At 46.7% G+C, this 25,776-nt stretch carries 27 protein-coding genes; 12 read left to right on the top strand and 15 right to left on the bottom strand.

All coding sequences use genetic code 11. The annotated features are described in order from the left end of the window. Window positions 1-151 precede the first annotated feature (151 nt). Complete coding sequence (locus QUA71_RS16260) at window positions 152-538, bottom strand: hypothetical protein (protein ID WP_190738401.1); 387 nt, start codon at window positions 536-538, stop codon at window positions 152-154. A 463-nt stretch (window positions 539-1,001) separates the two neighbouring features. On the opposite strand from QUA71_RS16260, the gene chlP reads away from it, so the two are divergent. Next, a complete protein-coding gene (gene chlP, locus QUA71_RS16255; RefSeq protein ID WP_039887052.1) occupies window positions 1,002-2,222 on the top strand; it encodes a geranylgeranyl reductase in 1,221 nt (406 codons plus the stop codon). A gap of 119 nt (window positions 2,223-2,341) precedes the next feature. On the opposite strand, the gene QUA71_RS16250 is transcribed toward chlP, so the two are convergent. Beyond that, window positions 2,342-2,884 (bottom strand): Dps family protein, encoded by a 543-nt coding sequence (locus tag QUA71_RS16250; protein WP_006632871.1) that lies wholly within the window; start codon window positions 2,882-2,884, stop codon window positions 2,342-2,344. A 355-nt stretch (window positions 2,885-3,239) separates the two neighbouring features. Here QUA71_RS16250 and QUA71_RS16245 point away from each other — a divergent pair, with 355 nt between their 5' ends. The 3 genes from QUA71_RS16245 to QUA71_RS16235 all read left to right on the top strand — a co-directional run bounded on the left by QUA71_RS16245 (window position 3,240) and on the right by QUA71_RS16235 (window position 6,039). Continuing rightward, the gene (locus tag QUA71_RS16245; RefSeq protein ID WP_006632870.1) at window positions 3,240-3,491 is read left to right on the top strand and encodes an Asr1405/Asl0597 family protein; all 252 of its coding nucleotides are present in this window, start codon (window positions 3,240-3,242) and stop codon (window positions 3,489-3,491) included. 67 nt (window positions 3,492-3,558) lie between these two features. Next, window positions 3,559-4,221, top strand: a complete 663-nt coding sequence (locus QUA71_RS16240) for a (2Fe-2S) ferredoxin domain-containing protein (RefSeq protein ID WP_190662688.1) — start codon at window positions 3,559-3,561, stop codon at window positions 4,219-4,221. 486 nt (window positions 4,222-4,707) lie between these two features. Next, window positions 4,708-6,039 (top strand): hypothetical protein, encoded by a 1,332-nt coding sequence (locus QUA71_RS16235; RefSeq protein ID WP_333286458.1) that lies wholly within the window; start codon window positions 4,708-4,710, stop codon window positions 6,037-6,039. Between the two features lie 38 nt (window positions 6,040-6,077). On the opposite strand, the gene QUA71_RS16230 is transcribed toward QUA71_RS16235, so the two are convergent. Beyond that, on the bottom strand, window positions 6,078-8,219 hold the full coding sequence (locus tag QUA71_RS16230) for a flavin-dependent dehydrogenase (RefSeq protein ID WP_333286456.1): 2,142 nt from the start codon (window positions 8,217-8,219) through the stop codon (window positions 6,078-6,080). Between the two features lie 193 nt (window positions 8,220-8,412). Here QUA71_RS16230 and QUA71_RS16225 point away from each other — a divergent pair, with 193 nt between their 5' ends. Then, complete coding sequence (locus QUA71_RS16225; RefSeq protein WP_190662685.1) at window positions 8,413-8,646, top strand: hypothetical protein; 234 nt, start codon at window positions 8,413-8,415, stop codon at window positions 8,644-8,646. A gap of 187 nt (window positions 8,647-8,833) precedes the next feature. Here the strand turns inward: QUA71_RS16225 and QUA71_RS16220 are convergent, their stop codons facing one another. Both QUA71_RS16220 and QUA71_RS16215 read right to left on the bottom strand, forming a co-directional pair. Then, a complete protein-coding gene (locus QUA71_RS16220) occupies window positions 8,834-9,415 on the bottom strand; it encodes a hypothetical protein (protein WP_333286454.1) in 582 nt (193 codons plus the stop codon). Window positions 9,416-9,556: 141 nt separating this feature from the next. Next, window positions 9,557-10,636 (bottom strand): M23 family metallopeptidase, encoded by a 1,080-nt coding sequence (locus QUA71_RS16215; RefSeq protein WP_333286452.1) that lies wholly within the window; start codon window positions 10,634-10,636, stop codon window positions 9,557-9,559. Window positions 10,637-10,796: 160 nt separating this feature from the next. Here QUA71_RS16215 and QUA71_RS16210 point away from each other — a divergent pair, with 160 nt between their 5' ends. Beyond that, a complete protein-coding gene (locus QUA71_RS16210) occupies window positions 10,797-11,498 on the top strand; it encodes a phosphatase PAP2 family protein (protein WP_333286450.1) in 702 nt (233 codons plus the stop codon). An 11-nt stretch (window positions 11,499-11,509) separates the two neighbouring features. Here QUA71_RS16210 and QUA71_RS16205 read toward each other — a convergent pair whose 3' ends face one another. Then, on the bottom strand, window positions 11,510-12,394 hold the full coding sequence (locus QUA71_RS16205; RefSeq protein ID WP_333286448.1) for an aspartoacylase: 885 nt from the start codon (window positions 12,392-12,394) through the stop codon (window positions 11,510-11,512). 193 nt (window positions 12,395-12,587) lie between these two features. Between QUA71_RS16205 and QUA71_RS16200 the strand changes: the two genes are divergently transcribed. Together QUA71_RS16200 and QUA71_RS16195 are read left to right on the top strand one after the other, a co-directional pair. Continuing rightward, window positions 12,588-12,743: a hypothetical protein gene (locus QUA71_RS16200; protein WP_333286445.1), complete on the top strand. Its 156-nt coding sequence runs from the start codon at window positions 12,588-12,590 to the stop codon at window positions 12,741-12,743. A 37-nt stretch (window positions 12,744-12,780) separates the two neighbouring features. After that, window positions 12,781-13,101, top strand: a complete 321-nt coding sequence (locus QUA71_RS16195; RefSeq protein ID WP_333286443.1) for a DUF433 domain-containing protein — start codon at window positions 12,781-12,783, stop codon at window positions 13,099-13,101. Window positions 13,102-13,221: 120 nt separating this feature from the next. Here the strand turns inward: QUA71_RS16195 and QUA71_RS16190 are convergent, their stop codons facing one another. After that, window positions 13,222-13,380, bottom strand: coding sequence for a hypothetical protein (locus tag QUA71_RS16190; protein WP_333286441.1), 159 nt, complete (start codon window positions 13,378-13,380; stop codon window positions 13,222-13,224). Between the two features lie 145 nt (window positions 13,381-13,525). Next, entirely contained in the window at window positions 13,526-13,795 is a 270-nt protein-coding gene (locus QUA71_RS16185; RefSeq protein WP_242723481.1) for a type II toxin-antitoxin system VapB family antitoxin, read from the bottom strand. Between the two features lie 193 nt (window positions 13,796-13,988). Between QUA71_RS16185 and QUA71_RS16180 the strand changes: the two genes are divergently transcribed. From QUA71_RS16180 to QUA71_RS16165, 4 genes are all read left to right on the top strand, one after another. Beyond that, complete coding sequence (locus QUA71_RS16180) at window positions 13,989-17,693, top strand: leucine-rich repeat domain-containing protein (RefSeq protein ID WP_333286439.1); 3,705 nt, start codon at window positions 13,989-13,991, stop codon at window positions 17,691-17,693. Between the two features lie 66 nt (window positions 17,694-17,759). Continuing rightward, window positions 17,760-18,272, top strand: a complete 513-nt coding sequence (locus tag QUA71_RS16175; protein ID WP_333286437.1) for a dihydrofolate reductase family protein — start codon at window positions 17,760-17,762, stop codon at window positions 18,270-18,272. 84 nt (window positions 18,273-18,356) lie between these two features. Continuing rightward, entirely contained in the window at window positions 18,357-18,692 is a 336-nt protein-coding gene (locus QUA71_RS16170; RefSeq protein WP_333286435.1) for a XisI protein, read from the top strand. A gap of 7 nt (window positions 18,693-18,699) precedes the next feature. Continuing rightward, window positions 18,700-18,993, top strand: coding sequence for a hypothetical protein (locus tag QUA71_RS16165; protein ID WP_333286433.1), 294 nt, complete (start codon window positions 18,700-18,702; stop codon window positions 18,991-18,993). A gap of 83 nt (window positions 18,994-19,076) precedes the next feature. On the opposite strand, the gene ileS is transcribed toward QUA71_RS16165, so the two are convergent. The 7 genes from ileS to QUA71_RS16130 form a co-directional block, all read right to left on the bottom strand. Continuing rightward, complete coding sequence (gene ileS, locus QUA71_RS16160; protein WP_333286432.1) at window positions 19,077-22,673, bottom strand: isoleucine--tRNA ligase; 3,597 nt, start codon at window positions 22,671-22,673, stop codon at window positions 19,077-19,079. 264 nt (window positions 22,674-22,937) lie between these two features. Beyond that, window positions 22,938-23,501, bottom strand: a complete 564-nt coding sequence (locus QUA71_RS16155; RefSeq protein WP_333286430.1) for a Uma2 family endonuclease — start codon at window positions 23,499-23,501, stop codon at window positions 22,938-22,940. Window positions 23,502-23,897: 396 nt separating this feature from the next. Beyond that, window positions 23,898-24,308: an Npun_F0494 family protein gene (locus tag QUA71_RS16150; RefSeq protein WP_333286428.1), complete on the bottom strand. Its 411-nt coding sequence runs from the start codon at window positions 24,306-24,308 to the stop codon at window positions 23,898-23,900. 174 nt (window positions 24,309-24,482) lie between these two features. Then, entirely contained in the window at window positions 24,483-24,743 is a 261-nt protein-coding gene (locus tag QUA71_RS16145; RefSeq protein WP_333286470.1) for a DUF5615 family PIN-like protein, read from the bottom strand. Between the two features lie 64 nt (window positions 24,744-24,807). Further along, window positions 24,808-25,125 (bottom strand): DUF433 domain-containing protein, encoded by a 318-nt coding sequence (locus tag QUA71_RS16140; protein WP_194011686.1) that lies wholly within the window; start codon window positions 25,123-25,125, stop codon window positions 24,808-24,810. Window positions 25,126-25,276: 151 nt separating this feature from the next. Next, window positions 25,277-25,411: a hypothetical protein gene (locus QUA71_RS16135; RefSeq protein WP_333286426.1), complete on the bottom strand. Its 135-nt coding sequence runs from the start codon at window positions 25,409-25,411 to the stop codon at window positions 25,277-25,279. A 148-nt stretch (window positions 25,412-25,559) separates the two neighbouring features. After that, a complete protein-coding gene (locus QUA71_RS16130; RefSeq protein WP_333286424.1) occupies window positions 25,560-25,775 on the bottom strand; it encodes a hypothetical protein in 216 nt (71 codons plus the stop codon). Window position 25,776 lies beyond the last annotated feature (1 nt).

The raw sequence follows: 25,776 nt of genomic DNA, 5'->3' as shown, positions 1-25,776 counted from the left end.
TTCCTAATCTAAAAAGCTTTCCAATAATGTGGGGCCTTCTGGTATTTTATCCATGATTACAAGACTTCTTGACCCCTAAAAGTGTTTAGGATTTTTCGTTGCTATGCAGGACTACCAGACTTTGTTCTAAGGATTTTGGAGAGTCATTTATCTACTTCCCCTTCCGGGCTACAAACTCCCGCAGCCGCAGTAAACTAGCCGTTTGCCCCAAATTCAGCGGCAGCAGCGACACTCCCTCCAACCGAGACTGCACCCAACCATCGCCCCAATACCACTCGTGAAATCCGTCAATTCCCTGACTCAATAACAGCCGCAGACAATTGTGCTCAGCAATATCAACGTGATGCTGAACTGCCACGGGGCCCAGCCAACTTGTAAAGGTCAAACCTTGAGCAAATTCTTCCGGCAAACCGCTAGACAACTGCTGCGGCCACATCCACTGCTGCAATTGACTCGGACGCAACAAGCTGTCTCTAATCGCTGTTTCGGAAGCTTCAAGCTCAATCCGCAGGTTGCTTTGTTGAAAATTACCGAGCATAAGAATTTTAGATATAAGTGCAAGTAACTTTAATGTAACTTATTGGACTGGTTCTAACCTCTTAGGGGCGGGCTAGAAGCCCACCCCACAAAAACCAAATGCACTCTTTGTGGAACAGGCCGGAAAGCCTGTTCATGTCCGGGCGGGCTAGAAGCCCACCCCACAAGCAGAAAATTCATTCTTTGTGGAACAGGCCGGAAAGCCTGTTCTTAGAAAATAGGGAAAAATGTTCGATCGCACACCAGGACACACCACTGCACATGAGCGCACATCCGCGTTCATCTGCCGTTAAAGATTTAAGATCTTCGATCGCACCTACTGCCCGAAACCCGATTTTCGTATCGAACTGTTAAGCTCTGTTTCATTTCATTGAAATCTCCCCTGCTTCACGCCACCGCATCCAAAGTCCGTGATACCATCACACCTGAGTAATGCCTATAGAAAAAAACTGGAGAGAAAAGCTTTGACACTAAGGGTTGCAGTAGTAGGTTCAGGCCCTGCGGGTTCTTCCGCCGCCGAAACATTGGTAAAAGCAGGAATCGAAACATACCTATTCGAGCGTAAATTAGACAACGCCAAACCCTGCGGTGGGGCGATTCCCCTGTGCATGGTCAGCGAATTTGATTTGCCGCAAAGTATTATTGACCGCCAAGTCAGAAAAATGAAAATGATCTCCCCCTCCAACGTCGAGGTGGACATCAATATTGAAAACGCACACGAATACATCGGTATGTGCCGCCGCGAAGTGCTCGATGGCTTCATGCGCGATCGCGCCGCTTCGTTGGGTGCAAAACTGATTAACGGCACCGTTCACAAATTAGAAATTCCCGGCAACAATACAGACCCCTACACTCTCCACTATGCCGACCACTCCGACGGCAGCGCAATGGGAATTCAGAAAACTCTGAAAGTCGATTTGGTAATCGGGGCTGACGGCGCTAACTCCCGCGTAGCAAAGGCGATCGACGCTGGCGACTACAATTATGCGATCGCCTTCCAAGAGCGCATCCGCCTGCCAGAAGATAAAATGGCTTACTACGAAGACTTAGCCGAAATGTACGTCGGCGACGACGTATCTACCGACTTCTACGCTTGGGTGTTCCCCAAATACGACCACGTAGCCGTCGGTACCGGCACGATGAAAGTCAATCAAGCCAGCATCAAAAAGCTGCAAGCAGGCGTTCGCGCCCGCGCTGCCAAAAAACTGATGGGCGGTGAGATTATTAAAGTGGAAGCTCACCCAATTCCGGAACATCCGCGTCCCCGCCGGGTTGTCGGCCGAGTTGCTCTCGTAGGCGACGCCGCCGGCTACGTTACCAAGTCTTCCGGCGAAGGTATCTATTTTGCCGCCAAGTCTGGCCGGATGTGCGCCGAAACTATTGTGGAGATTTCCAATAAAGGCGCGCGCATTCCGACTGAAGAGGAAATTAAGATTTACCTGAAGCGGTGGGATAAAGCCTACGGCATTACTTACAAAGTTCTCGACATTTTGCAGCGCGTGTTCTACCGTTCCGACGCTACCCGCGAAGCTTTTGTGGAAATGTGTGCCGATCGCGATGTGCAGAAGCTCACATTCGATAGCTACTTGTATAAAACAGTAGTACCGGCCAATCCTTTCGTGCAAATGAAGATTACTGCGAAAACCATTGGTAGCTTGTTGCGCGGCAATGCTTTAGCGCCTTAATTCCCTGGGGAAAAGCGCACTTTGTATAAAAAAGCGGGCAGTCACAAAACTGCTCGCTTTTTTTTTGATCTAAGATAACGAACCGCGAAGGCGCGAAGGAAGAGGAAGAAGAAGAATTGTTAGTTCAAGTTCAACTGCACTAAGGTATCGGGGGCGAGGAAGTGAGAAATGTGATAAGCCCGCTCTTCTGTTTTTAGCAGGATTTTTTCGTAGAGGTAGCGCGTAGCTCGATCGCCCAAACTTTCTGCTTGTCCTGCTTGACGCCGCAGCAAACCGAGGATAGCTTGCTCCGCAATTAAATCGTGTTCTAGCATTTGGCGGCAGGAATATACGCCGTCGGCTTCCGGCTCAAAACAGCACAGCTCGGCTAACTTGCTAAAGCTAGCTGCCGGTATGCCGCCCAACCCGTTTAACCGTTCGCCCAACTCGTGGACGCTATCTTGAGCTTCTCCGTAGCTTTCTTCAAAGAATTTGTGCAAGGAGTAAAATTCTGCCCCTTCCACCACAAAATGATGTTTTTGATATTGCAGGTATAGAGCCTGGAAACTGGCCAGCAGCGCGTTCATCCCTTCACAAATCGGTGCTGTGACTGAATGTTCCAGTAGAACTGGGTTTTCGGCTATGTGTCCAAACGGTCTCAATGCACTCTGAGTCTCAGCCATGTGTGTTCTCCTCTCAATAGGCAGTTTTGTTGCCAATAGAGTCAGTCTAGCACCGTAAATCTACCAGTCAAGCAGCGTCTGCCTCGATAGTAGAAGATTTTATAGAGTAGGAAATTTTTTTTGTAAACCTATTGAGAATTATTAGCAGTTGGGTTATGCTTGAACAAGATCCTAGTTCTGAACGCTTCCTGAAAGTGGGGCGAACCTTCTGAAGGCAGAAGGCAGAGGGCAAAAGGCAGAATTTTTCAGGAAGGGCTTTCGATCATCTTTGATGTTCTGCTGAAATCTGGCTTTTAAGTTCTACCCGCTACCATTCAGGGTAAAAATTAATGCAAATTATTACTGTTGTTAAAAAATGAATCCAGCAGATCCAGAATTAGAAGTTTGTGACATTGTGCAAGTTAGTTGGCTAGATAGGTGGCAAGTTTACAAACGCTTGCAAGAACTAGAAATTCCCTGCTGGTGTGCGGTTGACCAACCTTTGCGGGCAAAAGTCAACACAGCTAAACAAGCGGCTCAGTTAATGAGCGTGTTGAGGCAAGTCAGTGCCCCTCGGGACGAACTGGTGGAATGGCTGGAGTGCTGCTGGCAAAAGGCTTCAAGGTAGAAGGAAGTTCGGCAAAGCTCAGTGTACAAGATGTAACGGATGTAACGGATTTAAAGGAGTCATAACAATGTATAAGTCTGGCAAGCAAGTTTCCGAATTCAGTTTAGAGGGAGAAATCCTCGGCCTGATTATTGAAGATGGCTGCAAACTTAAATATTTGCGAATTAGCAATGCTCGGGGAGTAGAATATCTTGTTAAACTGTGCAAGGAATTGCGGTCATTTCTGTTACCTGTTTTGACGCCCGGTTTGAAAGTTGAAGTTGTAGGCGAGAAAGAAATCAACTTGAAAAACGGTAAAATAAAACTTAAAGCTCGCAGCCTCAAGCTGGCTCAAGGTCAAAACGATCGATCGCCAGAACTGCTCGACTCCACCAATCTGCCTGTTGCGGTATGGACATCCGACAATCGCGCGATCGGCAAAAGCGAATTCACTTCTGCCACAGCAGCTCAAACTGTAAAAGCTCCGGCAAAAACCCAAACCAAAATATTAGTATGTCAAAAATCAGACTGCCTGAAGCGGGGCGCTGGAGGAGTCTGTAAAGCTTTAGAAAATGTTTTGAATGCGCGCGGTTTAGAAGACAAAGTGACAGTTCAGGGAACCGGATGTCTCAAACAGTGCAAAGCCGGCCCCAATATAGTTTTAATGCCGGACAAAACTCGCTACAGTCGCATTGCACCTGCAGAAGTTCCAGCAATCATTGACAAACATTTTGCAGTTGTTAAAGCTTAGGCGATCGCCCGGATGCCGAAACAGTAAGTTATACCATTTTAGATTAAAGAATTAAAGAATTGGGAATAACTGATTCTGTATGGGTTTGGATCAGGGGTCTACAGTGGCATCATTGTTTGAAACTGCTATTAGAGATTGAGAAAAATCATTTTGATAGGACTCGCGGCGAAAAACTCACAGCCGGAGGTTGCTGGTGCGCGCATCTTACACGTTAATTTGAGTTCGGGTTGTATAGCGTAACAGCTAAAACGGTTAGGACGTTCTTAATTGCTCAAACCCTTGATTTTATTGGTTCTTCCTTCTTGCTTGTGGCGACTTCCATCGGACTTGTTCCGAACGCTATAGTTCGATCGCGCCACTCGATTCAGAGGTTCTTGTCCCAAAAAATCGGAAAAATGCCAAAAACTATCACTTAGGGGCTTCCTTCTGGAGAATCTCTAAGGATAGACTGTATCTGAGACCCTGTGAGTATTGGGATAAAAAGCCATGTCAGAAGCTGATCTTCGAGCCCATCAGCACCAACCGCACCCTGCTGTTCCATCCGATACCGAACCATTGCACTCAGATTTTGCTGCTGCTGGGGGTTTTGAGCCGATCGCCCCCGATGCGACAGACCCTCCCGCAACGGTTCCCCAACAGCCAGAAGAAGACTGGCAAACAGTAGATTTTCCCAACGCCATCAGTGTAGATGCAATTCCTACAATACCTGAAACAAAAAATTCGCAATCTCCGACACAGCCGACTGAGGCGGGCTCGCCCCCGATTTCAGAGAATCTAAAAAATATGCTTGGGAATGCCGAACAGGCCAAGGGCAAAGGATCGACCCCAGTCACCCTAATGCAAGCGCTGCACGAATGCAACCGCGACCTTTTACAGCGCATCGCCCAGCTAGAAACAGCTCTCGAAGAGTCCCAAAAAACATTGCAGAATCGCGAAACTTTGCTAGAACAGCGGACTGCAGAACTCGAAAATACTCAAGAACAATTGACGCGGCTGTTTGGCAAAGTGGAAGTTTCCCATCAAACCCTCCAAAGTCAAGAAATTTTAGTCGAAAAATTAAGAAGTCAGTTGGCAACCAGCCAAGTCAGGCTAGCGACTGTTGAGCGAGAATGTGCCTCTACTGTGCAGCGCTACAACGAACAGTTACACCAGTTAGTAGCCACAGAAAATATTTGCAGGGAATTGCGAGCCCGCTTGCACCGCCAGCAGCGCCACACTCTGCAATTCAAAGCTGCCTTGGAAAGAAGTTTGGACAGGCCGCAGGTAAAGTCATCGAGGAGCGAGTCGCCTGACAATGCAGAGGATAGCGCCAGCGCACAATTAGAATCTTTGCTCGCGACGGTCAAAAGCTCTCAAGTTCCGCTGCCGCCAGCCTTTAACGCTTCCCCTGTCCAACCTTGGTCCGAAACCGAAGAGCATCCAGAGGTAGCGGTTGTTGTCGATGCGATCGAGCCTGAAGCCCCAGCCAATCTGGAACTCAACAAATTAGCCGAAGTATCCGGCATTCAATTGCACAAGAGCGAAACCTCCCAGCCTGATGAGCCGGCAACTGACTTGGCAGAACCGGTTGCGGAACCTGAACTGCCGGTGGCTGAGCCTGAACCCGAAACTGCTACCAAAGTGGACGCCCAAGAATTGGCCAGGGCTTTTCAAATTTTGAACTCTGTTGAAACCTTTGGCATTCAAGAAGTGCGATCGAGTGTGGCAAAACCCACAGCAGTCGCCCAACCAGACTGGCTGAGCTTGATTGCCAGTCCGCTGCGGGCTTCTAAAAAACGCCGATCGCTAGCTGAAATTGAATTGCCGAGTTTTCGATAGCGAATTGAAGTTGCTAGTTTTGAGTCACAGCTCAAAACTCAAAACTCTTTTCTCGTTTTTCCCAGGCCGTAGGTGAGAGCATAGCTGGTAGCCAACAGCCACAGCCAAACAGCCGGATACCGGGGCTCCAACCAAGGTTGTACCCTGCGAGCGAAGCTGGGAAGCCATCCGAACAGCAAACTGGCGACAGCCAGCAGAGTAAAATTCACGTAACTTCCCAGCCAGCGCCAAATATCCCTCAAGGTGACAAAATCTAAAATCCACAAGAGGAGAGAAGGGTTTTTTCCGGCTGCTTCGAGCGCCAGTCGATTGAAAGTTAGCCAGTCGATTCTGTCTTTAATAAAAGTTTCGGCTACGGTGAGTTTTTGTCCTGCCAAAATACCGAAAAAGGTATTGAGAATTGAATTAATTCTTTGAGGCGGCAAACTGCTCCCGGTAGGAACCATCATGCCTTTAGAAAATAGCCAAGTTACTGAAACATTGCTCTGGTAGGCGCGAATTTGGTTTAAGTGATTGGCCGTCAACAAATTGTGCTTTAATGCTGTATCCAAAAGGTCTGTTAAGCGAAAAAGATTGCGGACAAGAGAGCCGAAGCCGGTGAAAACGAGAGGAGATTGCAAGGATGCTGCGTCGCCGATCGAGACTAGGCGATCGATCGCCACGGAGCGATCGCTGCTGTTGCTGCTAAAATGCCCCGGAATATAACCAAAGGTCGGTTTTTTCCACACCAATTTATCGACATCGCAGCGGCGGTATTCCGGCAAAATTGCGAAAAAATCCTCGTACATTTCCAGCAAAGAACCGGGATTCTCTGGATGTACTTGGTGGTAGTGAAATAGATAAACTGTGAGTTCTGTGCCGGCGCCGGGAAACAACTCCCAGATGAGCTGGCGCCCCCGGGAAATGTCCCCGTGAGTGTAGAGTACATCCCCGTACTCGGAATCCCATACTCCCGGCTCAAATCCTGCGTCGATGACTGCTCCCACTGTCGGACAAACGCTGTCAAAAGTCCGCCCTTCGTTCAATTGCCAAGCGATGGGAGAAGCCGAACCCATTGCATCCACCAGCAGCCGTCCTAATGCAGTGCGATCGGCTTTTGTCGGCAAGTGGCGGCCTTGAACTACTACTTTTTCTGCTTCAACATCGGCTCTGAGAAACTCAGTTTCGTCCCAGATTTCCCCACCAGCTTCTGTTAGCTTAACTCCCGCTAAATTCAGCAATTTTTCGCCGTCCAAAGCTACATTGAGTACCTTTGGTGTGTGCAGAACTGGCGCTTGAGCAACGGGCGGATTGTTAGCATCAAAAAACTTGTTGTAGCCATCTTTGTATTCTCGGGCAATCAAAGTTTCGATTTCGGCAGCAGTAAATAAACCCAAATCAATTAAGCTTTGAATTTCATCCCGCGAAATATTCCACTCGCGATTCATTCGCCCGAAAGGCATTCGTTCAACTAGCAGCACCCGGTAGCCCAATCTCGCCATGACTGCGGCGTGAATCACTCCCAAGGCCCCGCCAATATAAATTAAGTCATAAAAAGTATCGCCAGAATCAGACACCAAAATCGTGTCTTCTGCCTTCTTCCCTCTTCCTTCTTCCTTCTTCCCTGTTCCCTCTTCCTTCAAAAACACTACTTGTTTTGGCTTTTGAGGATTGCGAGTGCCTTCGCGCCAACGTTGCTCCCACCAGTAGACGCGCTTGAGGTCGTATTCGCCTTGAGGCATTTTTTGGAAGTATTTAACCGTCAGGGGGTAATAGGGGGCAAGAGCGTCAAAAATTGAGTGTTTGGAGAGGTCTATGACAGGGGGTTCCGGGTAGCGATCGGGAAACTTGTTTTTCACAGCAAGATTCAGATTTTCCAGGAACTTTTTTTCTCCCGCAGGCGCCTCTTCTAGACGAAAGACTTTTAAATAAGTGGTGCGTTGCAGTGACCAGACAAAGGTGGAAAGTTCTGTCGATCGCCAATTTTGGTTTCCTGAATTGGTGTCAGCCAAGGCGGGTTTTGGATTGGCCTTTTGAGTTCCAGACTTGAGAACCTCGGCTGTTGTGGCTGGTGAAAGCAGGCGAAAGCCGTCAGCAGTAATAATTTTTTCTCCGATTCCGGGATCGAATTCGTGCTGCAACCAAGTGCAGACGGCTGCTGTATCCGGTGTCGGGACTTCTAGATAAAGAATTTCTTGCATGATTAGGCTCTCAATTCTGAATAAATTAATAAAGATGGGGGAGTTGACAAGGGAGCAAAGTAGGCTATACTCCCGAATACTTATTGAGTTTTAAATAAGTTTACAATGTTCTCAGATTTTTAGGTTTTCGATCGCTCTTGCTCTCGGTTGGCCCGCAACGGCTGAATATCTACTCCCTTTGGTATGCACTCCTATGAATTATCCCATTCCTACGAATCCTCAAGAAATGATTGCTTTGCGACAGCAGCCACTGAATGAAGAATTGGTGGCGTCGGCGATCGCGGGTGTGATCCAAATAGCTCGATCGCGATCTCAGTCTTTGGATGAATTAAAGGCTGAGGTACTCGCGGACGACAATCTGCTCGATTTTGCTCAGAGGCTATGGCTGAGCGACATTGTGGCTCAAGCTTGGAACAATTTGCCCTAAATTTTCCACATCCAAACCACCCTCCCGAACGCTCGCGCTCGACGGGGAAGGAGGAGTGATCGAGCCGGCGACAACAAGCTGATGAAAGCTAGATTGTCCCGGATAATTTGTGATCTTGTAAAAATTCTGGTTAAGTCATTGTTAAATTTATCTCTATTGAGCAAATTTCATAAATTGGCTCCCAGTTTCATAGGTTAGCTGCATCGATCAAATATTTTAAGATGCCAATTATTTTACTAATATTATCAATAAAATAATCATTTAAATCAACTTCCATAAGTTGATTACTAAGCCGTAAAAATTTCCAATTAGTCCCTGTTGTGACTACTCCATATATTTCGGAAATATTATTGTTTCTTCTTTCATTAAAGATTTGAGCGGCAATCATTTCTGCCATACATTGTGGAAGCCCAGCTTGGATATTATCATTTTTAGCTTCTACTAAGGCGACAACGGGGGCTTTGATTAGGAGTTGTTCGGGAGAACGACTAATCATAAAATCACAGAAACCCATTAATCCTTTTTCTAAATCTACATTAAACTCTTTTCCTGAAAAAAAGCTAATTTGATACTTAAACTGCTTTCTAAGTTCTACTAAAATAGGTGTGACAATTAATTCTGAGCGAGCTTTTTCGGTATTAATTGCTAAAGCTAAAGAAATGTTTTCTTGCAGAGTTTGGCTGAGAAGAGCGCTATACTCGGCGTCGGGTAAATCGGCAAAAATACCAACTTTGTCAGCAATGGTTATGCCAAAGTTGGTTTCTATCATTTCTAGGTTTGTGAATTGGCTGTATGACATTTTTATTATGAGGCAAGGAAAACTTGACCATCAAAAATGAAAAAATATTTTTGTTATTTTAACATATTTGATGCTCATTTTTAAAGGAATTTGGTATGAGTAACTTGGCGACTAACGCAACTCTACTTCTCGCTTGACTTCGGTCAAAACTCGATCGCCCCGAGTCAACCGATATTCGGCCCGCCAAACTCCGGGAGTCAGAGGAGAATTTGTACTGTTTCTTTTGCCGACATAACCCAACCAAGTGCGGCTGGGGGCTTTAATTTCATTGGTCTGATCGGCGATGGTTGTGCCGTTGGGGGCAAATAATTTGTATTGTTCGCGATCGCCCTTGAGCACTCCGTAACTTTGCACCCAAAACAACAAAGCTGGACTGTTTGCAGGGAGTTGAGTCTCTGAAAATTGTCCTTCCCAAACAGCGTTGATATCGGGTGGCTTATTGGCAAAACCGGCCCTAATTAAACCTGTGGAAATATAGTCTAGAGGCTTGTCCCAAATAGGATTGCGGGCGATGTTGCAGCCTACCTTCGCGTCGGGCCCGACAAACGGATCTACGGGTTTGCCTTGATAGCGAAAAGTTACGTGTACGTGGGGGAAAGATGCCATCCCAGAGTTTCCCACCATGCCCAAAACTGTGCCTTTTTGTACCTGCGTACCCGGTTTGACGGCAACGCTGCCTTTGCGGAGGTGGCAGTATTGGGCTTCCCAACCACCGCCGTGGTCGATTACCATGCCGTTGCCACATTCTGTGCCTGCGATGTTGGCTTTCTCTGTCTCGTTTTGTAAACGCCGATCGACTACACCATCTCGTGCTCGCAAAACTTTGCCTGCAGCGGAGGCAATAACTGGCACTCCTTTTGCCATTGCTTTGGCGTCGGGAATGGCAAAATCTGTGCCGTCGTGGCCGTCGTAGGTTTGGCGTCCGCAGCCAAAATCGACGGCGGTGGGGCCGGGTTCTCGATCGAAATACAGCAATACAAAACAGTCTTTTCCTAGGGTACAGTCGATCGGCTGGCCGAATTGCGGGTTGTTCGGCTTTTGGGCGACTGCGGTCGAGACGAGACGCTGGGCGATCGTGTGGGCTTCGGCGATCGGCGCACTTACTCCGCTGTTAATAGCACAGCTAGAAAGACTTGTCAACCCCAAGGTCAACAAAATTGCAGAAATGTATTTGGTGGAGAGTATAGTCATTCGCCGATGGGATGTAAAAGCTGAGGTGGGTAGTGAAAAATCAATTAATGGTTCAGAATATAGTTGCTCAAGAATCTAGACGATTGGTAAGGCGTTTTCGTTTCCGATACTTGTGGTATTATTTTGAGTTGGAAATTTTAAAATTTTAATTACTTAGAAAATGCGTTCTAAAATTCGATCGCTCATTTCGATAATTCGGCTGGCCGGGCTTGCTGTTGCTGCTTTGGGGATGTGGGGATTTTCCACCCTTGCCGAAGACGTGTTGGGAAAACAAAGTTACGCTTTCGATACCTCTATTTTACTATATCTCAGGAGCCTTCACACTCCGCTGCGCGATCGAGTAATGCTGGGCTTTACCTTTGTGGGCGAGCCGAAGTTGCTGCTAGCGATTTGTCTGAGCTTGGGTATTGTTTTGCTAGCGCGCAATCACCGATCGGAAGCCGCAACTATTGCGATCACCGGTGGGGGGGCGCTCGGTTTAAATTTACTATTAAAAAAACTTTTTGCTCGCGATCGACCTCAACTTTGGGAGCGCGTTGTTGACGTTCGCTTTTACAGTTTTCCTAGCGGGCACGCGATGATTTCCATGGTTATTTACGGTTTGCTAGGATATTTCTTGGGTGCGCGCTTTCCCAAGCAACGCTGGTGGATTTACAGCTTGACAGTTGTATTAATTGCTGCTATTGGTTTGAGTCGGCTTTATCTAGGAGTTCACTGGCCTACCGATGTTATTGCTGGTTATACGGCTGGTGTGGTGTGGCTGATTACCTGTATTCTCAGTTTGGAAATATGGAAGGAATTTCGTTCTTTTACTACGGCTTCTAAAGAGGAGTTTTTGTCCCCTGAAACTTCTCAAGACTAAGTTTTAAATTTCTACTCAAGACTGACTATTTGCTTTTGGGTAAAAGACATGGCAATTCCTTTTTCGTAGTAAGCGGCCTCGTTAATGAAAATTGGATAAACGGTTGATTTACCTTCATACAATACCGAGTCACCATCAAAGGTCAAAAACATCGGATCGCGGGGATTTAGGGCTTCATAATCTCGGGATTGCAGATGAGGATGAATCATTGCCTGAATTTCTCTGTTCTCGTTTCTGGGATAGTCGATCGCCCCAATGGTGTGATAAATAGTCAGGGGATGTTTTGCAGCAGGCATTGTGCCTTGATTGTAGGCTTCTACGCAGTCTAAAATTCGGCACACAACTTGCTCAGTTTGCTGAAATAAAGACGCATCCAAGACGCCTTGCGGCACTGCACCAACTTCCAGCGTACCGCCTAATTCGGAAAGCGATCGCAGCAAAGGACTATCATGATTCTTGGTTGTAGAAGCGAGTACCTTGAGCTGGGGATACACAGAGGTTAAATAAGCTGCTAGTTGCAGGTTAAATGGATGATGGCTGGCGAGAATAAATGTTAGCCCCATGTTGGATGTGGTGCTGTGCAAATCGATAATTAAGTTGGGCAGATGAGTGTTTTTTGAGCTAAAAAGGCGGTAGATTTCTTTCGCCCGCTGCGCTTCATAGCTGGAGAGATGGGGATTTTCTAAATCTTGCTTTCTAAAGCAGCGGTTGAGGTCGATATCGATGTAGCGTGTCCCGATTTCGCAAGCTTTGGGATTGGCTAGCAGGGCGATTGTTTCAAAAGTCGATCGCCCAATTAACTCTGGCGCGCGATCGAATTTCTTCACGAGGTAAATTCCTGTGAGTTCGTTTCCGTGGGTTCCTCCCACTATGGCAACACGTTTAATTTGGTTCATAGACAAATAACTTCCTATCCCCAGTTTATCACCCTTTGTCATCTGTTGAGAAAAAACATCAGATTGAGGTTTATTATTTGTTTATATTTAGATTAGCTAAAGTTTAAGTAAGTAGGTATCACACGCAGACCTTGGAAACCCAGTTTATCTGGTTCTGTCACAATAAAATGAAGACTACCGAAAGACAAAGGATATGACGCGAGAGGAGTCGTTGCAGTTAATCGACAAAGCCGCAGATGAAGGCCAGACAGAATTGGATTTGGCGGGGTTGGAGGAATTGCCGCCACAGATTGGCAAGTGCGCTCCGCTTGAGAGGTTGGTGTTGGGGAATTTTGCTATGATAGTTTGAGCGATCGCACTATTGTATATTCCGTAAATTACCAGCTATGAACATTCAGTTGGTTGACTCCTTAATTCAAGTCATTGAGTCGCTGACACCTGAAGAGAATTTGCTATTCCAAGAAAAACTCTCAGCTAGGGCGATTCAGAGTACGCCTGGAGTCTGTGGAGGAAATGCCCGGATTCGCAACACCCGCATTCCTGTTTGGACACTGGTTTCGCTTCACCAACAGGGGGCTGATGAGGCTGAGTTACTTCGGAATTATCCAGGTTTGTCGGATCGCGATTTAGAGAATGCTTGGCGTTATTACGATCGCCACCGCGCAGAAATCGATCGCATTATAGTTTCTCATCATACAGATGATTAAATGGATTAAGTTTAAGAAAACCAGTTTTCGATTGCCAAGTCTTGAAAGTTTGCATAATCAGCAACATTTCGTGTCACCAGAATCAGATTATTGACTTTAGCGATCGCTGCAATTTGCCCATCAGCATAAGACGGTGTAAGCCCGAGGGGGATGAGTCTTGCTCGTTAAGAAAGCGAACCACTCAGCCGCTTCTTGGGTGTAGGGCAAAATCGGTAATTTTACTTTCACTTCTTCCTGAAGATAAGCTTCGATCGCACTGCGACGCTTAGAATCTGGCATTCGATAACAGCCCAGCAGAACTTCATGCCAAACGATCGAGGCGCCACAGTCGATTTTGCCTCAATTAGTTTAGTCATTACATTCGCATTCGGAACAGGACGAACAGGTTCGGAGATAATGTTGGTATCGAGTAAATAACGCAGCGTCATTCAAAGATGACCTCGCGTCCTGCAAAAGTTCGATCGCGAACTTCTCCCCAAATTTCATCAGGATTTAAACCGAGTTCGTGCAGTTGATATTTTTCACGAAATGCACTGAGAGATTCTCCAAAGCTAAGTTCGAGATTCTGTGGCTGTTTGCGGCGTTGAATGTATTCGCGCAAGGCGATTTCAACTAGAGTCTCGAACTCAATTTCTCCCTCAAGTTCGATCGCCTCTTGCAGCAGTGCCGTATCCACATTCAGGCTCGTTACCATTGGCTTTCCTCTTTGAACGGTTATTTTATTATAGTTGTGATGTCTCGCTCAGAAACCGGGTTTTTTCCCAGAAGACGCATGACAGTGTAGAAACAAAAAAAAACCGGTTTCTTTGATTGTGACGCGCGGTCAACTCCCCACCAAGCGAAAATTCCTGTCACAATAAAATGAATCCTACCGAGAGACAAAGGGCATGACGCGAGAGGAAGCAGTGCGGCGAATTGACCAAGCAGCCGAGGAAAAATTGACCGAACTGGATTTGGCGGGGCTGGACTTGGAGGAATTACCGGGGGAGATTGGCAAGTGTACGCAGCTTGAGACGTTGGTTTTGGGGAAAAAGACGGAAGATTGGGAATCGTTTGATGGTAAACACCGTCCGAAACTAATCACCAATCAATTAAGAACACTGCCGGAGGAATTGCGATCGCTGGAGAATTTGCGCTCGATTGACCTCAGCGGCAATCCATTCGGAACGATGCCAGAATTGCTGCTGGAAATGAAGCAATTAGAGAGTTTAAATTTAACCAGGATTGGTTTAACAGACATCCCAGATGCGATCGGTCAACTGTCGAATCTGACACAGCTTGACCTCAGAGACAATCAGATTACATCTATCCCAGAAGCGATCGGGCAACTGTCGAATCTGACACAGCTTGACCTCAGAGACAATCAGATTACATCCCTCCCAGAAGTCATCGGCAAACTGTCGAATCTGACACAGCTTGACCTCAGTTCCAATCAGATTATATCCCTCCCAGAAGTCATCGGCAAACTGTCGAATCTGACACATCTTAACCTCAGTAACAATCAGATTACATCCCTCCCAGAAGTCATCAACAAGCTGTCGAATCTGACACAGCTTGACCTCAGTTACAATCAGATTACATCCATCCCAGAAGTCATCGGCAAACTGTCGAATCTGACACAGCTTGACCTCAGTTACAATCAGATTACATCCATCCCAGAAGTCATCGGCAAACTGTCGAATCTGACACAGCTTGACCTCAGTTCCAATCAGATTACATCCATCCCAGAAGTCATCGGTAAACTGTCGAATCTGACAGAGCTTTACCTCACTTCCAATCAGATTACATCCCTCCCAGAAGTCATCGGCAAACTGTCGAATCTGACAGAGCTTAACCTCAGTAAAAATCAGATTACATCCATCCCAGAAGTCATCGGCAAACTGTCAAATCTGACACATCTTAACCTCAGTAAAAATCAGATTACATCCATCCCAGAAGTCATCGGCAAACTGTCGAACCTGACACAGCTTCACCTCTGGAACAATCAGATTACATCCATCCCAGAAGTCATCGGCAAACTGTCGAATTTGACACAGCTTCACCTCTGGAACAATCAGATTACATCCATCCCAGAAGTCATCGGCAAACTGTCGAATTTGACACAGCTTCACCTCTGGAACAATCAGATTACATCCATCCCAGAAGTCATCGGCAAACTGTCGAATTTGACAGGGCTTTACCTCAGTAGCAATCAGATTACATCCATCCCAGAAGTCATCGGCAAACTGTCGAATCTGACACAGCTTAACCTCAGTAACAATCAGATTACATCCATCCCAGAAGTCATCGGCAAACTGTCGAATTTGACAGGGCTTTACCTCAGTAACAATCAGATTACATCCATCCCAGAAGTCATCGGCAAACTGTCCAATCTGACACAGCTTGACCTCAGTGACACTCAGATTACATCCATCCCAGAAGTCATCGGCAAACTGTCCAATCTGACAAGGCTTGACCTCAGAAACAATCAGATTGAAAAGATTCCTGAATGTTTGGAAACACTGCCAAAACTTGAAACACTCGACCTCCGCTGCAATCCCCTACCAATTTTTCCAGAAATTCTAGGGCCGACTCAACAGTATAAAGACCCCGGTACTCCCGCCGCCATCTTCAACTACCTGCGTCAACTCCGCAGCGGCGAAGTTCTTCCCCTCAACGAAGCCAAAGTCCTCCTCGTCGGGCAAGGCAGCGTCGGCAAAACCTGCCTGATTAACCGCCTCATCCACAACAAATACAACGCCAACGAGCCCCAAACCGACGGACTCAACATCACAGACTGGAAAATTACAGTCAACACCAAACCAGTCAAACTCAACGTCTGGGACTTCGGCGGACAAGAAATCTACCACGCCACCCACCAATTTTTCCTTACCAAACGCAGCCTCTACCTCCTCGTGTGCAACTGCCGCACCAGCGAAGACGAAAACCGCCTCGAATACTGGCTGAAACTGATCGAAAGCTTCGGCGACGCATCCCCGGTCATTCTCGTCGGCAACAAGTGCGACGAACAACCCCTGGATCTCAACCGCAAAGCCTTGCGCGACAAATATCCCAACATCAAAGCGATTCTCGAAACTTCCTGCCAAAGCGGCATCGGCATCGACGAACTCCGCAGCGCCATCCACACGGAAATCTCCCAACTCAAAGAAGTCTACGATCTTTTGTCGCTAAGCTGGTTCCAAGTCAAGCAGCGCCTGGAAAACCTCGACAAAGACATCATCAGCATCAGTGAATACGCCACCATCTGCGCCAAAGAAAACATCTGGGAAGAAACCGACCAAACCCAACTGATCGGACTGCTGCACAACCTGGGCATTGTCCTCAACTTCCGCGAACACCCGATCCTGCAATCCACCAACATCCTCAATCCCCACTGGGTGACAGAAGGCATCTATGCCCTCCTCAGTGACGAGGAACTCAAAGTCAAAACCAAAGGCATTCTCACCTACGCCGACCTCAGCCGCATCCTCGACTCAAATAAATATCCCCGCCGCCGCTACGACTGCCTCACCGGGTTGATGGGCGAATTTGAACTCTGCTTCCCCGTCAGCCATTGTCCCGCGCCGACTTTCCTCATCCCCGGCATCTTGCCGAAAGAACAACCGGAAAACACCAAACTCGAAGGCGACACCCTGGAATTTCAATATCACTACCGCATCCTCCCCGACAGCATCCTCTCGCGCTTCATCGTCCTCATGCACGAGAAAATCCACAAATGCACCCACTGGCGCACGGGGGTTATGCTGGAGTACAGGGAAGGCGCTGAGGTGTACAACATCGCCCGGATCAAATCTGACCCGGAGGATAAGAAAATCTTTATTGCCGTTAGCGGGCGAGAATCGACGCGGCGTTCTTTCCTCAGCATGATTCGCGATACGTTTACCAAAATCCACAAATCTTTTGTCAATCTGGAAATCAGTCAATGGGTGCCGGTTCCGGGTTATCCCGATGCTGATCCGCTGGATTACGAGGAATTGCTAGGGCTGGAGGAGATGGGCGAGACTAAGGTTCGGATCGGCAAACTTAAAAAGAGTTGGGATTTGCGGCCGTTGCTGGATGGGTATGAGTCGATCGAACTTCGGCGCAGAAACCAAATGGGCGATGAAAAATACGGAAGAGAATATGACGACCTTGTAGATATCGCTAAACGACTCGCTAGCAAACCTACTAATATTACAGCCGAAGCAAAAGTTATGAGTGAAAACTCTTCCAAAACCAACAACTTCAATGGCCCGATGTCCGGTGTTATAGGCAGCGACAACGCGAAAGTTAGCAATAATGAATTCAAGCAAATAAATAATGCCAATACTGCGGAAATTCTCCAATTAATCTCATCAATGCGTGAAACCGCGACGCAGTTTCCCGAAGACATCCGCGATGGGATAATTATTGATATTGAAGATGTCGAAGCCGAGATTAAGAAACCGGAAAACCAATGGAATAAAGCCAGATTAAAGAAAAGCCTGACTGCGATGATTGCGGCGGGTACTGCGATCGCAATTCCGATTGCAGGCATGACTGATTTTGCTAATACGGCGATCGATGTCGCTCAAAAGCTGGGTATCGAACTCAAGCTACCGTCAGGACACTAAATCATTTAAAATTAAGGTAATTGGGGCGATCGTCGCCCCAATTATTCCAAAAACCTGGGTTTTGCCATGCGTAAAGTTGTACTATTCATTGCATCTAGTTTGGACGGTTATATTGCCCGATCGAATGGCGATATTGACTGGCTGTTTACAGACCAAAATTACGGTTATAGTAAATTCTTAGATAGCATCGATACGGTTCTCATGGGTCGGAAAACATACGAACAAGTTTTAACTTTTGGCGAGTATCCGTACCAGGAAAAAAAGAGTTATGTTTTTACGAAAAATCTAGATTTTCAAGGCACTTCTGATGTCGAAGTGGTAACAGATTTAGAGACTTTTGTCAATGATTTGCGCTTGCTAGACGGCAAGAATATTTGGTTGGTGGGAGGTTCTCTGCTGATTCGCGATTTCCTCAATCAAAACTTTGTCAATGAAGTGATTCTCTCGGTTCATCCGCTTATTTTAGGCGAGGGAATTCCTTTATTTGTTAATCCCATAAATACTACAGCTTTGCAGTTAACTGGATGTCAGACATACAGTTCTGGTATGGTTCAGCTATCTTACGATGTCGCCACTTGAGGGCGGACCCAATTGCTAAGTCGCTTCCAAAAATAGAGCCAGTTGGTTATCAAAAAAGGTAAGATAGGACTTAGTAAGTTGGTCATGGAAAAATTAAGCAAATATCGGCAAATTGTGCAGCAAATGTTACTGGAGTACGGCAAGCGCAAACCTGCTCACGGAGACATTGAAGTCGAGACAATTCTTGATACAGAACGAGATCACTACCAAATCTTTTATGTTGGCTGGGACAAGCAGACTAGGGTGCATCACTGTAGCATTCACATAGATATCAAGGGCGGGAAAATTTGGCTTCAATGGAATGCCACTGAAGATGATATTGCTGAAGATTTAGTAATAGCCGGAGTTCCAAAAGACGATATTGTTTGGGGATTTCAGCCGCCGTTTATGCGGAAGTATACGGGTTATGCAGTGGAATAGATAGCGAATGATGAAAGGTGTTTGCTACTTTTTGCTATTAATATCTTTTTTCTGGGCGCTTCCTGCTAAGGCATCTGTATGCCGCAATTATCAAGGGCGCGAGATTTGCATTGTCGATATCAAACGCAGTGCGAAAAACTATTGGGAATACAGGGTAATTCTGAGTGTTGATGGAGTGAAACAGCCTCTGGAAGTCTACAATTGCCGCGATCGCACTACAGTTAAGAAAGATGGAACAGTGTTGGCGTTTGGACAAAACAACCCTGGTGAAATCGTCTGCCGTTTTTTTAATCAGAAATAAGTAAATGAAGTTATTGTAAGGTGCGCTTCGGGCTGAATGTGGCTACCACAAACTCAATAATTTTTCCCGAAGCGCAGCCTACGTTAGAATTTGTGGTCTACTGCTGAAACGCAGCGTTCGCAAATTAGCGGATGTTCGATCGACTCGCTGACGTGAGTCGAGTAATTCCAGCAGCGATCGCACTTTTCCCCGTCTGCTTTCACTACACCAATCGCCAACTCAGGAGATTGATAACTGTACGGCAATTCTTGCAGGATTGCATTCGATTCTACCAGTTCCACTTCCGAAGTAATGAACAAATACCGCAGTTCATCTACACCCTTGCCGGCCATTGTAGAATCGTGCGTTACAGCTATGGAAGCAGGAATTTCAGGTTTGGGTTCGATCGCAACTAATTCTGCTTCCGGGATTTGGGGTGTTTCTACAAGCGCCGTTTCTACTGGGGCTGTTTGTACGATCGCCGCCTGTGTTTCTTCTACAAGCACAAGCGCTGTCTCTAGTGGCGGTGCGAGTACGATCGCCTGTGTTTCTGCAAGCACAAGCCCGCTTGTCCGCCCCACCACATCTGCTGTCATAAAATCAATCTTTTGAGCCAGTTGTTGACGGTTGGCGGCAAACAGCAAGTGACGGAAAGCAAACCAGATTGTAAATAAGAGGCCGATGACTTCCAATAAGCCTCCCAACATCGGAATCTGATTAATCGTATCCAAAATCGCCAGCGTTACTCTGCCCGTTATCAACACAGAGGCTAACAGCCCAAGTGTTACCAGCGCTTTTTGGTATTCTGTGAAAAACTTGCCCGCGTATTCAGGCAAATTAGCCACAAACTCGGTGGCTCGATCTAAGATTGGCTGAGAATCTGAAGCCGGCAGTTCCGGGATCGAATACTCTACTATCTGAGAAGATCGATCGCCCTTTTCTGCGATCGTTTTCCTCTCAACATAAATTGTGTTTTCTGTCAACACTTTGGCAACTTTTGCCGCTTGTTCTTCCTGTCGATCTTGTGCTGCTTTTGCTTTCTCCTGGGCTGCTAACTCTATGACTGAATTTTGCGATCGCACATAATCCACCAATTCTTCGCTGCTGGGATTCAAAGCTTGCAATTGCTCTCTTTTCTCAACATCGGGAACGTACAGCAAAACCTTAGCTTCCAAAGAAGAACCGATCGCCTTTTCCATCCGGGCTTTTTCCAAAACCTTGTTAACTTCGCCGCGTACTTGTCGCAAATACTGCCAGCGATTAGCCAATTCTGGATTGTGCCATGAAGCATCAAGTTGCACCCAGCCGGCTTCAAACACCGACTTGTAAGGAGTCGGATAGGGAAGGTACTGCCAAATATCCTCGGCCATGTGACACAAAACAGGTGCGATCGCCCTTGCTAAATTTTCCACAGCAATTGCAATCACCGTCTGACAACTGCGGCGGCGAAGGGTATCTGTCGCGCTGATGTAAAGTCTGTCTTTGGCAATATCCAAGTAAAAATTCGACAAATCAACCGTGCAGAAATTCTGCACTGTTTGGAAAAATCGGGAAAATTGGAAGCTTTCAAAAGCATCTTGAACTTCCGCAAAAACTTCGCCCATTCTATGCAGCATATAGCGGTCTAGTTCCGGCAATTCCTCGTAAGCAACGGCATCTTTTGCCGGGTCGAAGTCGTGCAAATTGCCCAGCAAAAACTTAGCTGTATTGCGAATTTTGCGGTAAACATCCGATTGCTGTTTGAGAATGTTTTTGCCCAAAGGCACGTCGGCCGAGTAGTCTACCGAAGACACCCACAACCGCAAAACATCGGCTCCATATTCCTTAATTACGGCTGCCGGATCGACGACATTGCCTTCAGATTTGCTCATCTTGCGGCCTTTTTCATCCAGCACAAAACCGTGAGTCAAAACTGTTTTGTAAGGAGCAACGCCGTTTGTTGCTACACTGGTCAGCAAGCTCGATTGAAACCAGCCGCGGTGTTGGTCTGAACCTTCCAAATAGATATCAGCAGGATAGTTTAATTCCGATCGACCTTGGGCAACTGCGGCCCAGGAAGAACCCGAGTCAAACCACACATCCATCGTGTCGGTTCCCTTGCGGTAAGTGCGGCCGTTATTGCGGTAAGATTCCGGCAGCAATTCATCGATCGACAATTCCCACCAAGCATCGGAACCCTTCTCGGCAAAAAGGGCTTGCACGTGGGCGATCGTGTCTTCATTTAACAGCGGTTCGTTGGTTTCTTCGTCGTAGAATACGGGAATGGGAACGCCCCAAGTCCGCTGGCGAGAAATACACCAATCAGATCGATCGCCCACCATTGCAGTAATCCGATTTTCCCCTTGGGCGGGAATCCAATTCACCTCGGCGATCGCTTTTAAGGCTTCATCTCGAAATCCTTCAACGGAGGCAAACCACTGTTCCGTCGCCCGAAAAATGGTCGGCTTTTTCGTGCGCCAATCGTAAGGATAAGAGTGAGCGTAACTTTCTTCTTTAATCAAACAATTTGCTTCGGCAAGGGCATCAATGACTGCGGCATTGCCGTTTCCGAGGACATTTAAACCTACAAACTGTCCTGCTTCTGCGGTGAAATTTCCGTTCTCGTCTACGGGTGTTAAAACTGGCAAACCGCAGCGTTTTCCGACGATAAAGTCTTCTTGTCCGTGCCCCGGTGCGGTGTGCACCAATCCCGTCCCGGAATCAGCAGTAATGTAGTCACCGCCGGCAACAATTGGACTTTCGCGATCGAACAGCGGGTGTTTGTAGCTGCAACCTTCTAATTCTTTGCCTTTGAAGGTGGCAAGTATTTTTAATTGAGTGTTAAAAGTTGCCGACAGCCGATCGACCGCATCGACAGCTACTAACATAAATTGTTGTGCGATGTGGGAATTTGCCGGCGGTTCCACCACCGCATAAGTCAATTCGGGATTGACTGCGATCGCCAAGTTTGCCGGAATTGTCCAGGGGGTAGTCGTCCAAATCGCCGCCCAGAGGCTCGGCATATAGCGTTTGAGCTTCTGTTGCAAGGATTTTGACAATTTTTTCACATGGAAGCCGACGTAGATGCTGCGCGACGTGTGGCCTTCGGGATATTCCAATTCCGCTTCGGCGAGGGCTGTTTTCGAGCTGGGGCTCCAGTGAACAGGTTTGAAGCCGCGGTAGATGTAGCCTTTGAGCACCATTTGACCGAAAACGCCGATTTGAGCGGCTTCGTATTCGGGTTTCATGGTTAAATACGGGTGTTTCCAGTCGCCCCAAACGCCGTAGCGCTGGAAGGATTCGCGCTGCTGTTCCATTGTTTGCTGCGCGAAGGTGGCGGCTTTGCGGCGGAGTTCGATCGGGGTAAGATTGAGCCGATCGTCCGATTTCATGTTTTGCAATACTTTAAGTTCGATCGGCAATCCGTGACAATCCCAACCGGGAACGTAGCGGACTTTTTTGCCGCGCAGCATTTGGTAGCGGTTGATAAAGTCTTTGAGGATTTTGTTGAGGGCGTGGCCGATGTGGAGTTGTCCGTTGGCGTAGGGGGGCCCGTCATGCAGGATGAACAAGTCGCCTGGGTTATTTTCCGAAAGGCGATCGTAGATTTCTTGATCGGCCCAAAATTGTTGCAATTCTGGTTCCCGTTTGACGGCGTTGGCGCGCATATCAAACTTGGTTTTGGGCAGATTTACGGTGTCTTTGTAAGATTTAGCTTCCATTTTTGAGAAACGTTTTATGTAGTTAGTTGTTAGTAGTTAGCGGTTATTTGAAAGATGATATCAAGTCCGGTTAAATAATCATAATTAAGTTTGTAGTGACCACTTTAGTCATCTCTCGTCATTGAAGAGCTGACAACCAGATATTTTAGTATAAGCGATCGACCGCACATTTGATCGGAGCAAATCCGTAGGGCGATCTCTCTTCTCCCTCCTCCGCGCCCTCTGCGCCCTCTGCGGTTAAATCATTCATAAACCGAGGTGGCGCTACTCAGTCAGCCAACTGAACATTTCACCGACGGTGAGATTAAAGGATTCGGCAAAGGTTGGAACGGGGATGCGATCGCCCGGTTCTTCAAAAACTGCTATGGTGCGATCGGCAAAATAGACAAATACCACTTCTTCTTCCGGGTCAATCAGCCAGCCCATCTGAGTCCCGTGGGCGACACTGTGGAGAATGTTGCGGACGACTTTAGTTTGACTTTGGTCGGGCGAAAGAATTTCGATTGTCCAGTCGGGGGCGATGGCGAAAGTGTTGGCTACTTCGCCGTTTTCGTCGCGGGGAATGCGTTCCCAGGTAAAGACTGCAAGATCGGGTACTGTCGATCGACTACCAAAGGTACAGCGCAATTCTGGATAAGCGCGGGCGATGCGTTGGGGTTTGAGTACCCGGTTGATGTCAGCACCCAAATCGCTTTGAATTGTGCTGTGTTTTCCTTGGGGTATAGGTTTCTGGATAATTTGACCGTCGATGAATTCGCTAGCGGGTTTGGTCTCCGACAGTTGGAGAAATTCATTGAGACTCAAAGGTTTAGAAGCGGTTTGAACCATTATTTTTATTTGATTTAAGTTTAATTTGTATTAGTTAAGCGATCGCGAATTTAATTTATACTCACATCTTGCATCATTTTTAAGAACAGGCTTTCCGGCCTGTTCCACAAAAAAGCATAAATTTGCTTGTGGGATTCTCCGCGAAAGAAAACACACCCCAGTCCTTCTAAGAAACTCAAGTGCGATCGCGGTCTCACTCGTTTGACGGCGAGTCCGACAGGGATTGAAATCCCTGTCTCATAGCGCAAGTCCTCTGCAAGAGGACTGAGGAGGTTGATTAACGTGCAATGCGAAACTCAACATTGAGTTAATTTGAGACTTGCAGTCGGTTTTAACCGACTTTCGCTATGAGACAGGGAATTCATTCCCTGTCGGACTGTAGCAAGCGAGAAAAGGTCATAGAAATAGTCCCAACCCGCGGCTGACGGCATTTCCCATGCGATCGCACAATGACGCGGCCGGCACTCCCTGTCCTTCCTGTTCCCATTTTTCCACGAGTTGCCGGCCCAGCGGCGTGAGGCGAAAACTGTCGGTAATCCCTTGTCCGTCTACTTCCCGCCGCAACACGCCGACTTGGATCAGCCACAGTAGGGAGTTTTCGGCTACGAGTTCGGATACGGGCGATCGGGTGTAGCCACTTTCGACACCGGAATTTGAGGCGATCGCACTTAGGAAAACACTGTTATCGCGGATGGTCTGGAAGAAGTGTAATTGAAAAGGGGAACAGCGAACGGCGCGATCGGCTCTTTTGACGGTGCGGCTGGGATAACTAATAGATTTAAACGCTTCGGAGGGGATAAAAGTCATTGCGAGAACTTTTGAGTAGCTACTACTTTTATCATCACCTATTTAGAGTCAGGAGAGTAGAGTTCGGAAAAATATAGCCAAATATGACATGATCTCAACAGATTCCAAACTGCGGTAGGATACGATTAATACTCAGGCTGCAAGTGCCGATCGCCCAGCGACGATCGCCTGTTTTTACAAATACTCCAAATGATTGTTCATTTCTTCAGCATTCACTACCTCCCAAATTAATACTAATCCTTGCAAAATTTCCCCAATCAATTTACTGGTTTGTAAACAGTAAACAATACCCGCGTGAGACAAACCTGCATGATGCAGTCTTAAAAAATCCGTATCTTGGGTAAAAATTACTCGCTCTTGAGACAGGGAAAATGCTAATTGTTGTTCGTCGGATTGCCCGATCATTCCTTGTTCTGGAGTTGTGGTGACATCAATTCAACGTCTTCGCAATCCATTCGCAATGGCAAGAGTTATATTTTCGTCGAGATGGAATTTTATCTTAGCCATGTTGACGATTTTTTAATTTTTGTTGCAATAGCGATGGGGTTTGAGCTTTCAATTGGCGAGCAAATTCTGCATCTGCTTCGATTGCGGAGCGAATTTCATCTCGACGATCGTGATAATAGGCTAAAGCTGCATAGATATCAGATAAAGTAATACTCGGATAGTGATACAGAATTTCGTCGGGTGACATTCCCATTTGTTCGTGCCAAACAACTATATCCTGAACTCGGATGCGATGTCCGGCGATACGGGGTTTTCCCCCACAGATTCCTGGGGTGATTTCGATATGTTCTTTAATGACTGCGATCGACATGGTAGGGAATTAATATAGGAGCTCTCTTATATTTTAGGACAGGTTAGACGAGTTTGGCTGTAAAAGCCATTTTAGGCGATCGCTTTTCTGAGTTGCAAAGGCTATACTCCAAATGTTGAAATAGCCAACCAGGGAGCATATTAATGCGGACTTAACTAATCATCCCCTCAATTTCTGGATATGTAAACCCAAATTGCCTGAAAATCCGCAACACATAAGCTGGTGACATTTCCCCAGCACCCATATCAATCGGAACAATCCTTTTTATGCCTTCAATTTCACGCATATACAAACAATGATCCCCTTTCCCCTCTCGGTAAAACTGACATCCGTTTTGTTCTTAAATCTTAATTAATGCTTTAGGGTTTAAAGATGGAAGGTTTTTAGGCATAAACTTTCCTTAATTCATAAGTTTCTGAGGCTTCTGCATCTTCTCAAGTCAGAAACTCGTGTAATTCATTGATAGAAAGAGGGCTGAGATAAACATCAGGATCGGATTCATATACTTCGGAAAATGACTCAATAGCTTGTTTGAGTTTATCAATAGATTGTTCGGGAGTATTGCCTTGTCCCACCAATCCATTTTCTAAACACAATGAAACCCAATAATCCGCACTTTGTCTGATAATTACACTGTAGAAATCAATCATA

The sequence above is a fragment of the Microcoleus sp. MON1_C5 genome (genome assembly GCF_036701875.1).
GTDB lineage: Bacteria > Cyanobacteriota > Cyanobacteriia > Cyanobacteriales > Microcoleaceae > Microcoleus.
The sequence above is the reverse complement of the archived record's forward strand: the minus strand, read 5'-3'. Positions and strand labels throughout refer to the sequence as shown.